The organism is Streptococcus infantis (genome assembly GCF_047463635.1).
GTDB classification, from domain to species: domain Bacteria; phylum Bacillota; class Bacilli; order Lactobacillales; family Streptococcaceae; genus Streptococcus; species Streptococcus infantis_W.
In genome coordinates this window covers 23,299-39,237 of sequence record NZ_JASHDL010000015.1, presented here as the reverse complement: position 1 = coordinate 39,237, position 15,939 = coordinate 23,299, and the positions used below count along the sequence as shown (strand labels likewise).

Below are 15,939 nucleotides of genomic sequence, written 5' to 3'. Positions count from 1 at the left end.
TATTCCTCTATTTTATTCGTCAAACATGCTTCCAATCAAGCTACGGAAACGATCCGTTAATTTACCTTTGCTCTTTTCTTCTGATTGAAGAGGAGCTACTGGTTCAACAGATTGGTTTGTTTCAGGCTCAGGTGTTGTCACTGTATTAAATACTGGTCGTGGAGAAACAGGTGAAACAGGTTGAGCTGAACTTCTAAAGTCAAGTGGCTGGTGGCTTAAAGCATGTTCACCTCGAATTGCTCGCTGAGCTAGAACATTCACTTCAGTAAGGCTTCCAGCGAATTCTGACAAGCTAATGACATGGGCAAAAGCAGGATTGCGAATCCCAACTTGATTTGGTACGAATAACTTAACACGGACTCCAAATACTTCTTGGGCCAATTCAACGACACCTGGAAGGAGGGCATTTCCACCAATCAAAGCAATACCTCCTGGCAAGTCTAATAGGTGACGTCTTTCCAAATCTTGCTTAATTTGCTCAAAAATGTGCTTAAGTCTTGCCGAAATAATCTCAGCCAAGTATTCTTCAGTCACTTCAACTGGTTCAACTTCACCGATCACTTCAACTTGGAAAGTTTCCTTACTAGCTAGCGGTGGATAAGCTTCACCATAGTTCAATTTTAGACCTTCTGCAATTTTCTTAGAAGTCTTGAGAACTTTTGAAATGTCTTTTGTAACATAATCGCCACCCTCTTGGTTGACATTTGTATATTGAAGTTCTTGGTTGCGAATAGTGGCAACCGTCGTTTGGCCACCACCCATGTCGATAACAGTCGCACCAAACTCACGTTCACCTTCATTCAAGACAGAGTGAACCATTGCAAGAGGTGAAATAATCACGTTATCAACTTGAATGCCTACACGCTCTACAGTTTTACGAAGATTATGGAGAATCGTACGTGGGCCAGTGTACAAGAGACCGCGCATTTCCAAACGCACACCCATCATTCCACGAGGATCACGAATTCCTTGGAATCCATCTACGACAAATTCCTCTGGAATAAAGGTGATAACTTCACGGTCTGGAGTCATACTTTTAGTCAAAGCTGATTTAACCACATTTTCAACATCTTGATCTGTAATTTCTCTTGTATCTGATGTCACCGGAATCATGCCTTGAGTTGGCTCAACTTGTAGCAAATTAGCTGGCAAACCAACATTTACAGACTTGATTGAAATTCCTGCTTTTTCTTCTGCTTGAGAAATTGCAGACTTAATAGCAGTCGCTGCTGCTTCAATGTCAACGATAATCCCATCTTTGACACCTTTACTTTTGGCATTGCTTACGCCAATTACATTCACTTCACCATTTACAAGCTCTGCAACCAACACTTTAATAGAGCTAGTTCCAATATCTAAGCCTGTAAAAAAACCATTCCTAGTCATTACACTGCGTCCTCTCTATCTTACCAGTTTCACACTTCTATTTTTAATAGCTACACCAAGGCATAACTACTCACAGAATATTATAACACAAAAAATACATTCGTGCTCGAATTTTCTAACATTTAACCAAGCTTTTTCTTGAATTTTTATAATTATCCGACGATTTCATCGGTGGGTAAATAAAAAGAAAACGGCTGGGCAAACGCCCCCTTAAAATAAGAAAACGCATAATATCAGATGTTCAAAAAACTTGATACTATGCGTTTTATAACGGAAAGATTTACTCAATTTTATCTTCAAATTGAGTTTTTAGCTCCTCCGCCTTTTTATAAAATCACTGGAAAATTGGTCCTATTTCCTGCGACTGTCCAAAAGAAAATTCTATAAATTTATTTCCTAGTGCGAGTGTCTATCACACATAGTTCGGATTCTCTAATAAAACCATTTCATCCTTTAGCATGAGTAATAAGTCACTAATCCTGAAATAGCTCTAGTTCAAAATATACTTTATAGCAATATTTCAGCATTTATTTTTTAAGGTCTTGCTTATAAAATTCTTTCAAGGCATCTTGCCAAGTTGGAATGACAAATCCAGTAGCTTTAGCTTTAGAAAGGCTCATTGTTGAGTTTAGCGGACGTTTAGCTTTGGCAGGGAATTGGCTTGAGTCTACTGGCTTGACTTCGACATCTGTATCCTTCAAAATTTCAATTGCAAAGTCGTACCAAGTTGTGTCTTCCGTCGCATCATTTGACAAATGATAATAACCAAATTCCTTGCGGTTTTCAGCTAGGTAGGTCATGAACTCAGCCAAGGTACGAGTCCAAGTCGGACGACCGTGCTGGTCATTTACAACTGTTAAAGTCTTATGATTTTTCGCAAGATTTTGCATGGTAAAAACGAAGTTTTTGCCATAATTTCCAAAAACCCAGGCAGTACGGATAATATAGAAGTTTGAAACGTGTTTTTCTACAAGCTCCTCTCCCATACGCTTAGTACGACCATATTCCGTTTGAGGATCTGGTTTGTCATCCACTTCCCACTCTTGTCCAACTGGTTTCTTACCGTCAAATACATAATCTGTAGAGATGTAGACTAGAGTTGCACCATGCTTTTCGGATGCTTTGGCGACATTTTCTGTCCCCGTAACATTGATGGCAAAGTCCAGTTCTTTTCCTTCATCCTCAGCTGCATCAACAGCTGTGTAGGCTGCACAATGGTAAACTAAAGTCGGTTTCACCTCTTCAAAAACTTTCTCCACCATTGCTGCATCGGTAATATCCATCTCAGCCACATCAATGTTGAAAGTGAATAGTAAATCATCGGTTTATCATAAACCGGTATCAGTTGTTTTGATGCAGCTCGAGTCAAAGGATATAAACGTGTCCCCGAACCACCCGCGAGAATAATTCCTTTCATAGTAGAGTACCTTTATTTGTTGTTGTACAATAATTAAATTGTTAAAAATGCAAGTTTCAGTAACCAAACTCATCCGTTACTACACTAAGTGCACGTTCAATAACCACATGCATGTCGTAGTATTTATAGTCTGCTAGACGCCCACAAAAGATAACCTTATCATTTTTGGCTGCTTCTTCTTGGTACTTAGCAAATATAGCATTATTTTTGTCGTCATTAATCGGATAGTATGGCTCATCCCCACGTTTCCAATCTGCTGGGTATTCGCGAGTAATGACTGTCTTCGGTTGTGTACCATACTCGAAGTGCTTATGCTCAATGATACGAGTAAAAGGAATCTCACGCTCTGTGTAGTTGACCACTGCATTTCCTTGATGGTTTTCCTCATCCAAGACTTCATGTTCAAAGCGAAGACTGCGATACTCCAACTCACCATGTTTGTAATCAAAGTACTGGTCAATCATTCCTGTAAAGACAACTTTTTCAGCTGAAGCTTCAAGTTCTTCACGATTAGCAAAGAAGTCAACACCAAGTTCTACTTCTACATCACCTAGCATGTTTTCAATGATGACGTTGTACCCACCGATTGGAATTCCTTGGTAACGGTCATTAAAGTAGTTATTATCAAAAGTCAATCGAACTGGAAGACGTTTGATGATAAATGGCGGAAGGTCTGTTGCAGAACGGCCCCATTGTTTTTCAGTGTATCCCTTGATCAACTTTTCGTAGATATCTGGACCAATCAACTTGATAGCTTGTTCTTCAAGGTTTTTAGGCTCAACATCTTTCATGTCAGCCGTTTGCTCGGCAATCTTATCCTTAACTTCTTGCGGAGTCTTGGTTCCCCACATAGCGTAGAATGTATTCATATTAAAGGGAAGATTGTATAGACTGTCCTTGTAGTTGGCTACTGGTGAGTTGATATAGTTATTAAACTCAGCAAACTGGTTGACATAGTCCCAAACTTTTTTGTTTGAAGTATGGAAAATGTGAGCACCGTACTTGTGAACGTTGATACCTTCAACATTTTCACAATAGATGTTTCCACCAATGTGATCACGCTTGTCAATCACTTTTACTTTTTTGCCACGTTTTGTGGCTTCGTGTGCAAAGATTGCCCCTGACAAACCTGCACCAACGATAAGATAATCGTACATTTTTTCTCCTTTTTATAATTTAATGATTCGATTAAGATAAGGAACTTTCATTAACATTCTAATAACAATGAAACTTACACACAATGTAAATATAGAAAATAGTAAGTATGCCCCTACAAAACTAAAACCAAATAGTTTTTCCCACATCTTCATAACATAAGTGTGTACTATGAAAACCCCCATAGTTTGATTAGAAAGAGAAACAATCCATTTACTCTTATCTCCATTCAAATCAAGTGTGAATACTGTCAAGAAGATACCTAAAGTTACAATCTTTACAAATAGAATATCATAAAAATATTCAGCAAAAAGATTATGATAAATAGTTTTCGCTAGGAAAAACAATATTATCGGTGAAATCAAAAACAAAAGTAGGCTAATTATTTTCATCCAATTCTTAAACTTTGATTTGAGACTACACACATTAAATTGCGCTATAAAACCACCTAAAATATAATAGAAAAACCAGGTCCATAATCTGAAAGTTTGTACAACATATGTTTGTATTGGCATTTGAAGTAGAATATTTGATAACTCAAAAATCAATCCAATAGCGACCAATAAAGATAAAATGTATAAATATCTTCTTTTTGAATTTAGAAATTTTTTCAAAATCGGCAAACATAAATAGATAAGTATTAGTGCGCCGAAAAACCAAAACTGAAAGAAATAACCTTTTTGTAGCAAAGAACCTACAACTTTTTTGATTGGATTAGTTGTGAAATCCCGCTTAAAAAACCATACGATAAATGTCCATGATGACACTGTTATTAGAATCCATTTTACTTTCTGGAGTATGTAGGGATAAGTTATCTCTCTCTTTCTTAACAATAAATAACCATTAACCATTAAAAATAGGGGAATAGAGTAGGTACCTAAATAATATAAATATGCCAAAAGATTCCATGAGCCAGTCTCTTTAAATCCGCCCATTGTTGTATGAAGTAAAACAACTCCAACACAGGCAAGTACTTTTATTAAATCTAGGTTGATATTTCGAATTTTTCTCATTCTAGTTTTTCCTAATAAGTTGTTTTAGTTCTTTCACATTTATCACTTTCAGAGATAAAATTGCAAAAAGATAGATGATTCCACCAAGAACTGCAAATATTATAACATTTAAGGTTGGTGAAAAATGAATAACTGTTTTTGAACCTAACAAAAGGCCATACATGATAGCCGATGCGAGTACAATTTTTGCCATTGATCCAATAATAGGAACTTCTTTTAGATGTCCGCGGGTAAAGTACAATTGAATTGCCCACACTAACGCTTCTGTTAAAACAGAAACAATAGCTGCTCCGATATAGCCAAGTTTAGGAAGGAATAGCAAGTTCAAGCCTACACTGATTATTGCGGGAGCCGTTGTTGAAATCATGAATTCTTTATTTTGGTTATGAGGTATCAGTATCTGAATTCCCATTATATTAGTCCAACCGATGAAGAACATACGGAAGATCATAATAGCAATGGCATAACGTGCATCTTGAAAATCTTGACCAAGGAAAAATTGAACAAAATCATCATTTACAATTAACATCCCCGCCATTATTGGAAAAATGACTAAATTATAAATGAGGAAGGACATTTCATGCATCTTATTGACTGCTTTGCTGTCACCTGTCGCTAATAGATGCGAAACACGTGGCAACATAACACTTCCCAGAGATGTTACTAAGGTCAGAAGAATATTTACTAATTTTAAAGCCTGATCATAGATCCCTACATCTTTTGTAGAAGCCAATGCTCCAAGCATAGTACGATCTAGCGTCACGTACAAAGAAATAGCCACTTGGGGAAGGAATAATAATATGATAGGTTTCAAATGATGCCTAGCATAATCTATATCAAAATGAGGTCTACCTATAAACTCTCGAGCTGGTAACCACATACTGAGTTGCCCCAAGAGTTCAAAAATGGTTAGCAAAAAGACATAGAGATAAAGATCATTTGCAGACTTGACAAACAGGAAGATGGAGGTGACTCCAACTAGTTTAACAGTGATATTTCGAACTGTAATCTTTCGAAAATCCTCTAAACCTTGAAACAACCAAGAAATATCTAAGCCTTTAGAAACCAAACTCAATCCTAGAATATAGGCAACTGGATTTTGCATAAAGGGAAGTGTCAAACAAAGAACAACATACAATGATAAAGAAAGAAATGTTGCACCTAATTGCAGAGAATAGATTCCCCAAAAGTTTTTTCCAATTTCCTTGCGATTCCCCGAAATGACCTTGGTCCCATAGTTGGCAACCCCTAAAGTCGCTAAGAGGATAAAATAAGTAACAATGGAGTTAAAATAACCATAAGTCCCTAGATCATCCGATGAAAAAACCCGTGTTACATAGGGAGTCGTAATAATCGGGAGAATAATCACCAACAATTGATAAGAAAGATTGTAGGCGTAATTTTTTAAGATTTTCATTTCAAAGAGAGACTCCTACTTCGTTTTTATTAAATATATTCTATTTTACAAAATAAAAATAGATCATTAGAAATTTCAAACTACATATTTTAAAGTAGTCTCTAAAAATTCTTTTTTCTAAAGAAAAAAGAATTTTTTGGCTTTTAAATTTTTACATTTTGAGGTGTTTAGAAAAATCATCATGTTCCAAATTCTTGATGCAAAAACAGGTACACTTAAAAATGAAAATCTCTTATAATTTTTGCGATAATCAACGAAAAATCAACTTAAGTATCCTCAATAATATCTAATAATACAACCTCTGCCAAGAATAGATATTCTTTGATCCCTTATAAGTGAATATAGAAAAAATATATATTGTTTTTAAAACTGTTGATATACATAATTTTTTTCAATTATAATCCATAGAAATGACTTTTTTTATCTCATCTTCATTATATATAACATATCCTAAAAACAAAATCGCTGGATTATACATTATATCTATTAATTGAGGGTCAAACATAGAATGTAGTGACAAAAATACAATCATCATTGTATAATATGTATTTCTACTGAGATTCTTTGATCCAATAATATAATATCCAACTAATATTAAAAGTAAAATTATTGTTCCAAATCTAAATAAAATATTTAGATATGACGAATCTACATAATTATATGTTAACTCTGAAAACATATTTTGTTCAAAAATCCATCTTATTTTTTGTCCAAAAAACGTTATGTCAAAGTTATTGAAAGCAGCACTTCCAAGTCGTAATCTACCTGTTAATATTAAATTTAGCTGTTCCAAAATTGGTAGTCTATACCTATAACTCCATGACAAAACTCCAGCTATAATTGCTGAAAATAGCATACTGTACTTATTCAAAAAAAGACTATATGTTTTTATCTTAAATACCTTTAAAAACAAACAAACAATAATAGCAGCTGTAGAGTAATAAAATACTGCTCTCGTATCAGTTAAAGAATATAGATATAAATTTATGAGAAATAAAGCTATTAGTTCTACATATTTAATAATATGTTTTCTTAAATATAAATAGAAAATTGTCACATGGAAAAAGTAATTCGAGCTAAATGTTGAATATGTATACCCTAGAGCATATCGTATTTTCCCACCTGTTCTAACTCCTGAATTTATAACTTCCCCTACTATATTTAGTCTATAGCATATTGATAGAAAAATCATTAATGCTATAATCTCTATAAGCCAAATTTTTATAACCTTATTTATATCTATATTATTCATATTTAACATTAGTGCTACTATAGGCATTAAAATGAAAAAACTATCTGAATTATACGATACTGCTACTACTATCATCGAAATAACTATCGAAAAGATAATGAACTTTTTAGTATGTGGTTCTAAAATATATTTTAATAATAAAAAGATACATGCTAGAATTATTAAAATTTTTATCAATTCACTAAATAGAGGGTATTCATTTACAAAGGCCGTTTGCCCTAGATATTTTGAACCAACTATAATAATAAAAGATATGTAAAAAAGTAACTGATATATATTTACTTTTATACTCATGCTGGATGCTCCTATATCCCGTACTTGCTTAACCTATTTAATTTAAAACTAACTATTGGATATATTATAAATGAATATCTTCTATTATGTATTTCATTAAAATATAATAAGTAGCTTGTCTTCATACGAGAATCATAGGTGTATTCTAGTTTATATTTTCTAATATAATCTGTAGTTTCCTTTAATAATCGCTCTCTATCATCTGACAAGAACGCCAATAGATATCTCGTGTTCAGTAAACCTTTTAAAAGAGAGTGAACTAGATCTTTAAAATATACATCTCCCAATGTGCTATAGAATTCCAATATGCTTTCTGTAACTTTTCTACTATGTTCAATATTTTTCATTCTATTTTCTATAGTCATACTTTGATCAGGTCTACCTAAGAAATACTGATATACATCTAAATCCCAGTACTCCCAATCGTTAATATATTTCAAAGGAAATACTATATACTGAATATCTACATAAAAGATTTTTTCTGTCAATTTGATATTATTTTCTTTTAGGATACATGTTTTATATGTAACACTATGCATTGGAAAAATTTTGGGAATTTTATTATTTTTATAATAATCTTCAACATTGATTACCTTTTCTGATTCCACTCTATTTTCATAAGTAAATTGCTTGCTAAAATTCGTAACAACCATATCTACATCAGTTTTTTCTAATCTTTTTAAGTATTCTTCAAAATCTGATTTTTTTACCCAATCATCTCCATCTACTATCTTAAAATACTTTCCTTTAGCTTCCTCTATGCCTTTATTTACTGCTGAACCATGTCCACCATTACTCTTGTTTATTACTCTTATATTTAAACAATCTATTTTTTCTATTAATTCTGTTACTACTTGTAGAGTATTATCTGTACTTCCATCATTAATAATCAATACTTCAAACAAACTCTTCAACTTATCCTCTACATTGAGAAAAGACTCTATATTTCTCTCTATATATTTTTCTATATTATATGTTGGAACAACAATACTTAAAATCATTACTCCCCTCCTTATTTTTTAATTATTTATTTGTTGGTTAGATATTTTTTTAGAACAAAGGCATATAATTTAGGACTGATACTGAATAATATATGCTTTATTTTATGGTTTTTTGTAATTTTACTATTAAAAATTACCATGAGTAAATCTTTTCTATATTCTAAAGATTTAGCTTTTACTTCTTTAAACATTGCAGATTCAATCATAGAGTTTACTACTTGAAAACCTCCAGTAAACATTCTTGTTTTCAAAGCAATAGATAATTCTCTATTATCTGGAAAATCTTCTTCCAAATATCTATAATTTTTTTCTATAGCTCTGTAAAAATCTTCTAATTTTGATGTATATTTACTCTTCGTTGTACTTCCAATACGTTGATAATAATTATAATAATATTGATTCGACACAACTACCTTCTTAGCATCCATTAAATGCTTATAAGCTATAGCTAGATCTTCAAAAAGTTGATCTGGGAAAGGCCACTTTTCTAATATTTCCCTTCTATATAATTTTCCACATGGTGTAGCCCCCAAGAGTCTTCCGTAATACATTTCTTCTATCAATCTCTCTTTATTTAAGAAAACTATTTTTTCATCCTTGATTGAACAGACATTGCTATCCTGAGTGTGATCTCTTACAACTCTTAATGGAGTTACTACTAAATCTGAATCATATTGTTCAGCTAATTCTACAAGATATTCTACTGCATTATTATCATAATAATCATCTGCATCTAAAAATAAAATCCAGTCAGAAGTTGAATGTTTTAATCCAATATTCCTAGCTCTTCCTTGTCCGCCATTCTCAACTGAAATTATTTTAATTCTATTATCTTTCTTAGAATATTCTTCACATATAGCAAGAGAATTATCTTCGGAGCCATCATTTACTAGAATAATTTCTAAATTTTTATAGCTTTGTTTTAGAATACCCCCTATACTATATTTTAAATATTTTTCAACATTATATACTGGAACTATTACTGAAACTTTTTCCATTACTCCTCCTGCTAATATTTCTACTAAGATGATTAGGTTATTGTATATATTCTATGATGTTCTTTTGATTTTACTTCTATCTAAAATTTTATATGTACTCTCTAATCCTTCCTTAGCTTCAAACATACCTACCCATCCTAACTTTTCCAATTTTGTACTATCTAAGCTAGAATTATCCATAGGATTTTTTTGTTTTTCTTCTAATTCATTTGGTAATTCAAATAGCAACTTTACTCCAGCTACTTCAGCTATTATTGATGCCATCTCTCTTATTGAAATAATGGATTTTTTATTTGAAATATTGTATGCATCACCAGACTGGCCTTGCAAAAGAACTGTCAATATTGCACTTGCACAGTCCAAACTATGACAATATGATCGTAGTTGTTCTCCTTTGCTTTTCATTACTAAGTTTTGTCCTCTGATTGCATCATACATAAAAGCAGATGAAATCCTTTTATCTGTTATTTTTAAGCTAGGACCATAAATATGACCTGGACGAACAATTTTTATAGCTACGCCATATTGTTCAGAATAACTTTTACATAATGTCTCTGTTGCTCGTTTTGAACTTGAATAGGAAGCTCTCACATCTAAAATATTTACATATCCATACTCATCTTCTTGATATGGGGTATGATTCTCTTTTTTTCCATACACTTCACTAGATGAAACATAAACTACAGACTTTACTGATTTTTTCAAGGCATAATCTAGTAAATTTTTCATACCTAAAAAATTACTAAGCATTGTATCTACAGGATTACTGATATATAAATCTGGACTTGCATTACTGGCTCCGTGAATTATATAATCAACAGAGAAATTAAAATCAATATCTTTATTAGCATCATAAGGAACATAAACAATATTTTCATTATCTACATAATTTCCAAATCGTTTTTTTAGTCCTTCTTCATTCCTTGCACAAGCATAAATTTTAACTCCGAATTGGTGATTCTTATTCAGTATAATCAATTGATCAATAATAGTCGAACAAATAAGGCCTGTTGATCCCGTGATAAGAATTGATTTATCCTTTAAAGTCTCAACACCAACTATATTTTTTATAGATTTGTCTACATAATCCTTATATAGACTTATGTCAAATAAGTTCACAGTTTAATCCTTAATCCAATTTTCTTTTTTAGATTTGAGAAGGGCTTTAAAAATTTCGAGATCATCTAACGTGGTTATTTTTAAATTTTTTTCAGACCCCATAGAAAAATACGTCTCTTTTCCGAACATCTTCATTAATTCACAGGAAGCTGCAACCTCAGTTATTCCTTTTTCTATAGCTCTGTTATGAAGTTCCAGTATATCATCTAAATTATAAATATGTGGTGTCTGCGTTCTCCTCAATAACTCTCTTTTTAAAGAGCTAATAGAATGATTTTCAGTCTCGTTGTCTAATACAAAAGTAACCTCAACACAAGGAATTGCAGCCACTGCATTTCCATACCTACTATAAGTTGAAAATGCATCATCAATAATTTCGTTGCTTACCATCGGTCGATTACCATCATGAATTAAAACAGTCACTTGCCTATCTATATTATTTTTCTTTATTTCATTAAGACCATTATAGATAGATAACTGACCAGTTTCTCCACCATTTACTATATACTTTAATTTCGTAATATTAAACTGTCTAGCATATGTTTTCAACATTTCTTCCCAGCCTTTTAATACTACTACACATATTTCATCAATGTTTGGATGATTTTGAAATTTTTCTAGCGTATGAATAATGAGAGGCCTATTGTCAACATGTATAAATTGTTTCGGTATATCTTGTTTTATTCGGCTTCCTATTCCTGACGCTGTCAATAGTGCGATTTTCATAACAACCCTCCTTAGTTAATTCCAATTTTTTCTAACAATCTTTTACTATTATTTCCATCTCTATATTTATTTACTTTTTCATTAAATTCCCTTCGTTCTTCTTTAAATTTATCCACATTATGTGTAATTTCATTTATGAAATTACACATATCATCTAAGGATTTTATTTTATTTCCCTTTAGGTAGTCCATAGGTTTCTCTACTATAAATCCTCTATTTTTATTGTAATCATCAAAGTCTCTTATACAAAAAGCTATTGGTTTATCTAACAAATAATAATCGTAAAAAACTGAAGAATAATCTGTTATTAATGCTTTACTGTCTCTTAATAATTCATATAATTTTATGTTCTTTTTCCTACTATTTTCTTCTGATAGTATCTGAATATTACTATAGCTAGGCATTTTAGCAGGAAGGGTTTGAAGCGGGTGAAGCTTCACTATCATATTTAGATTGTCTTCTTTTAGGAGATTATTCACTTTTTTTAATTCTTCGAACGAATAATCTCCTATCAAAATTTCTTCCGAATTTGTATCACTATATCCTAATTTCTCAGATTGCCTAAATGTTGGCAACCAGACAATGTAATTAGAAGTAACTTTTTTTTCTCCATTAAAAAAAACATCTGTTCTACTTTGACCACAGATTTTAACAACTTCGATATCACAAGAATGAACTTTTGTAGCTAGTTCTTTAAACATCTCGCTTGTAACAATTACGTCTGTGTAGTATTTTTCTTTTTTTACAATTTTTTTCTGGTATTTATCAATATCTTTAAAAAACATACCATGCCACATCTGGACTACACGTTGATTAAAAGGAATAATAGGAATTTTCCCAAAAGAGTAAAATACGAAGCTACTTGTAAAGTATTTTAATATCCCATTAATTCCATTTATAAAATATACATTTTTTAGATTCTTATATTTCAAATTTAAATTATGATAGTCTGTACAAGAACAGTATATCTTATACTTTGTATAATATTCATTGTCTATCAAGTGTTCAAATAGAGATAATGAATTATCAGAGAGTTCTTTGGGGGAATATATAAGTATTTGTTTTTCTTTTTTTATATATTTATTAATAACAGAAAATACTTTAAATATTGTTTTTTGAGCAAATAAACGGAATGATTTCTTTAAATTCATCACAAGCTACCTATTATTTCTTCCAATTTCCTACAAAACTCCTTATTATTACTATTTATTGTTACTTCTGATTTATCGTTTCTTAAATTTGTAAGTAGTTTTTTTATATCATTAATTACAATAATTGGATAATACTGCTTTACTTTATTACAGAATTCTAACTGATGGTCATTCACATGTTCTCCAAATTTTTTTTGTCTTGGAACAACTATAGGAACTTTACCTTTAGCAATAACCCCCATAAACGTTGCTGGTCCACCATGAGTAATAATAATATCCGATTCCTCAATCATTTGATTCATTTTTTCATAAGAAATTATCTTTTCCCACTCACAATATTTCGGAACATAATTGGAATATCCTGTTTGAATAAATACTTCATCTTGAATAAGATTTTCTTTTTTCAGACGATCAACTTCTTTGATCAAACGATCAAATTGTTGTTCGTGTGTACCTACAGTCACAAAAATCATTAGAATATTCCTCCTAGGTTAATTGCTTTTGGGTATACTTTTTTCATTTCTTCCCATTGGACAATGAACCTGTCAGTTACTGGATAAACGAGTTTCCCTGTCATTGTCGGAGCATCAATTCTATCAAACACTTCTATATAGACTGTCTTTGAACCAAACAACTTTCCAATGTAAAAGAAAGGAACAGCGACAGCAGCACCAGAGGAAATAATTACATCTGGTCGCTCTTTTTTTATTATTTTAAAAGCAAGAAATGTATTTTTTATTAAATTTTTGATATTACGATTGGTTGGATAATAACAGGGGTATAAAACTTCCTCAGAGAGTACACTCCTAGCGTCCTCCTTATCAAAAGTAACCCAAAATCTTTCTCTATCCTTCCAGAAAGGTTTTAACAAATATAAATGAGCTAAATGACCTCCACTAGATCCAACTAGACATACTTTCATTCCTTACTTCGCTCCATCTCTCATCAACACAACTTTTACAGTTTTTAACAATATTTCGAAATCTTTCCAGATCGTCCAACCATCGATATAAGCCACATCAAGCTTTACAACATCATCGAAGTTTGTGATTGCACTGCGACCACTAATTTGCCACAAGCCTGTAATTCCAGGTTTGAAGCTTAGACGACGTTTTTGCTCAGGTGTGTACTTTTCGTACTCATCTACCGTTGGCGGGCGAGTGCCGACTAGACTCATATCCCCAATCAACACATTCCAAAATTGTGGCAATTCATCCAAGCTTGTCTTTCGAATAAAGTGTCCAATCTTAGTGATACGTGGATCGTTATCCATCTTAAACATCCCACCTTGCATCGTGTTTTGCTCCATCAATTGTTCCTTGATAGTTTCTGCATCAATACGCATTGAACGGAACTTATAGAAGGTAAAGTGACGACCGTTTTTCCCGATACGAGTCTGAGAAAAGATTGCAGGTCCCCCATCTTTACGAATCAAGGGAACTAAAAATAGACTAGCAATTCCACAAAGGATCAATCCAACAATGGCCCCACAAATGTCGAGAATGCGTTTAGCAATCACATGGCTCGACTTGTAAAAATTTGTAGAAAATGTCACTACGTTTAAGCCCGCCATCTCATGGATTTGTTTATCTCGACCTAAATTTTTATCGAAAGCATTTAAGTTAACTGTTACATCGATTCCCATTGTTTCAAACTGAGAAATAACAGCTCCAATATCATAGTCCTCACTTGGAAGATTGACAAAGACTTCATCCACCACTTCATGTGTCGCATAACTCAGTAATTGCTCCTTTGGTACCACAATCACCTTTTCATGAGTGAACTCTGGCATGTCTAAAACGCTTACTGCAACCAATTTCCCTTGAACATCATTAGCTGTTAATAATCGATCCAATACTTTTTCGGTACGTGACATCGCCGTAATCAATAAAATATTACGACTTCCCTTCAAATTATGTTTGAAGATTCTCCAATATCTCTTCACAAAGAAACTGAGTAGATAATTCAAAACACTGTACAAGGAAAGCAAGTATACCATCCCTCGCCTTGAAATTACAAACTTTTCCTTCAAGAAAAAACTTGAAAAACTGATCAGCAGAGCATAAAAGATAATATATTTAATTGTTTCTACTAACTCCACATACTGACCACGTTTAAAAAAATCCTTACCGTATCCACTGATGTAGAAGGCAACAAAGTGAAGAAAAAACAGAACAAATACTGTATTTAAAACAATGTCAGTTTCTGAAATTGCAATCAGTACATAAGCTAATAAACTAACAAGTATACTCTGCAAGAGGGCCAGAGTTATATTGTAGAGGCCTCTTCCTTCCATACTGAACTCCCTATCTTATTTTTTTCTTTTACCATAAGAACCGTAAGTTCCATAAGATCCATATTTTTCTCGTTTAACATCAAATTTATTTAAAATCACACCCAAAAACGGAACCCCTGTTTGTTCTAGCTGAACTTTAGCTTTTTGAATGTCTCTTCTTTTTGTTCTGCCAGCTTCTGTAACCAAAATGGATGCATCGCATTTTTGCACAATAATTGCTGCATCAATTACAACTCCGATTGGGGCTGTATCAACAATAATATAATCAAAATATTTCCGTAGTGTTTCAATCATCAATTCAAAATTGGTACTTTGAAGAAGAGCCGTTGGATTTGGAGAAACTGCTCCTGACTGGACCATAAATAAATTTTCAACGTTGGTCTCACAAAGGCCATTTGACAAGTCCTGAGTGCCAGCTAGATAATCTGTCAAACCAGTAATTTTTTCTCTTGACTTGAATACTCCAGACATAACTGAATTTCGGATATCAGCATCAATCAGGAGTGTCTTGTAGCCTGCACGCGCAAAAGCCAAGGCAATATTTGTAGAAGTTGTCGATTTTCCTTCGCTTGGTTCAACAGAGGAAATCGTTATAACCTTTAAGTTATCTCCACTCAACTGTATATTGGTACGTAAAGCATTGTAATATTCTTCTGCTTTTTTGACAGAATCAAGTTTTTGTTTTGTTAATTCTAACTTCGCCATAAGTTCTCC

At 32.6% G+C, this 15,939-nt stretch carries 14 protein-coding genes and 2 pseudogenes; all 16 read right to left on the bottom strand.

Annotation, left to right across the window (positions count from 1 at the left end; translation table 11 throughout):
- Window positions 1-12: 12 nt before the first annotated feature.
- Window positions 13-1,386, bottom strand: coding sequence for a cell division protein FtsA (gene ftsA / locus QM867_RS08390; RefSeq protein ID WP_414315556.1), 1,374 nt, complete (start codon window positions 1,384-1,386; stop codon window positions 13-15).
- Between the two features lie 527 nt (window positions 1,387-1,913).
- Window positions 1,914-2,684: pseudogene (gene rfbD, locus QM867_RS08385) on the bottom strand (dTDP-4-dehydrorhamnose reductase); the annotation flags it as partial.
- Window positions 2,678-2,803, bottom strand: a pseudogene (locus tag QM867_RS08380) (sugar phosphate nucleotidyltransferase); the annotation flags it as partial. The pseudogenes rfbD and QM867_RS08380, both read right to left, overlap by 7 nt.
- Window positions 2,804-2,859: 56 nt before the next feature.
- A complete protein-coding gene (gene glf / locus QM867_RS08375) occupies window positions 2,860-3,960 on the bottom strand; it encodes a UDP-galactopyranose mutase (protein WP_315640759.1) in 1,101 nt (366 codons plus the stop codon).
- A 12-nt stretch (window positions 3,961-3,972) separates the two neighbouring features.
- The gene (locus tag QM867_RS08370; protein WP_315640758.1) at window positions 3,973-4,971 is read right to left on the bottom strand and encodes an acyltransferase; all 999 of its coding nucleotides are present in this window, start codon (window positions 4,969-4,971) and stop codon (window positions 3,973-3,975) included.
- Between the two features lies 1 nt (window position 4,972).
- Window positions 4,973-6,388: a flippase gene (locus QM867_RS08365; RefSeq protein ID WP_315640757.1), complete on the bottom strand. Its 1,416-nt coding sequence runs from the start codon at window positions 6,386-6,388 to the stop codon at window positions 4,973-4,975.
- 391 nt (window positions 6,389-6,779) lie between these two features.
- Complete coding sequence (locus tag QM867_RS08360; protein WP_315640756.1) at window positions 6,780-7,934, bottom strand: hypothetical protein; 1,155 nt, start codon at window positions 7,932-7,934, stop codon at window positions 6,780-6,782.
- Between the two features lie 11 nt (window positions 7,935-7,945).
- Window positions 7,946-8,935: a glycosyltransferase family 2 protein gene (locus QM867_RS08355; protein ID WP_315640755.1), complete on the bottom strand. Its 990-nt coding sequence runs from the start codon at window positions 8,933-8,935 to the stop codon at window positions 7,946-7,948.
- Window positions 8,936-8,961: 26 nt separating this feature from the next.
- Window positions 8,962-9,933, bottom strand: coding sequence for a glycosyltransferase family 2 protein (locus QM867_RS08350; RefSeq protein ID WP_315640754.1), 972 nt, complete (start codon window positions 9,931-9,933; stop codon window positions 8,962-8,964).
- A 51-nt stretch (window positions 9,934-9,984) separates the two neighbouring features.
- Window positions 9,985-11,052 carry an NAD-dependent epimerase/dehydratase family protein gene (locus QM867_RS08345; protein ID WP_053092315.1) on the bottom strand — a complete coding sequence of 356 codons (1,068 nt, stop codon included), beginning with the start codon at window positions 11,050-11,052 and terminating at the stop codon, window positions 9,985-9,987.
- A gap of 3 nt (window positions 11,053-11,055) precedes the next feature.
- The gene (locus tag QM867_RS08340) at window positions 11,056-11,778 is read right to left on the bottom strand and encodes an IspD/TarI family cytidylyltransferase (RefSeq protein ID WP_049510368.1); all 723 of its coding nucleotides are present in this window, start codon (window positions 11,776-11,778) and stop codon (window positions 11,056-11,058) included.
- 11 nt (window positions 11,779-11,789) lie between these two features.
- Complete coding sequence (locus tag QM867_RS08335; RefSeq protein WP_315640752.1) at window positions 11,790-12,929, bottom strand: CDP-glycerol glycerophosphotransferase family protein; 1,140 nt, start codon at window positions 12,927-12,929, stop codon at window positions 11,790-11,792.
- Entirely contained in the window at window positions 12,929-13,402 is a 474-nt protein-coding gene (locus tag QM867_RS08330) for a glycosyltransferase (RefSeq protein ID WP_414315555.1), read from the bottom strand. The genes QM867_RS08335 and QM867_RS08330 overlap by 1 nt, the downstream gene beginning before the upstream one ends.
- Window positions 13,402-13,851 (bottom strand): PssD/Cps14F family polysaccharide biosynthesis glycosyltransferase, encoded by a 450-nt coding sequence (gene pssD / locus QM867_RS08325; protein WP_414315554.1) that lies wholly within the window; start codon window positions 13,849-13,851, stop codon window positions 13,402-13,404. Before pssD ends, QM867_RS08330 begins: the two co-directional genes overlap by 1 nt.
- A gap of 3 nt (window positions 13,852-13,854) precedes the next feature.
- A complete protein-coding gene (locus QM867_RS08320; protein ID WP_414315553.1) occupies window positions 13,855-15,225 on the bottom strand; it encodes a sugar transferase in 1,371 nt (456 codons plus the stop codon).
- Between the two features lie 15 nt (window positions 15,226-15,240).
- Window positions 15,241-15,930, bottom strand: coding sequence for a tyrosine-protein kinase (locus QM867_RS08315; RefSeq protein WP_414315552.1), 690 nt, complete (start codon window positions 15,928-15,930; stop codon window positions 15,241-15,243).
- Between the last annotated feature and the right edge of the window lie 9 nt (window positions 15,931-15,939).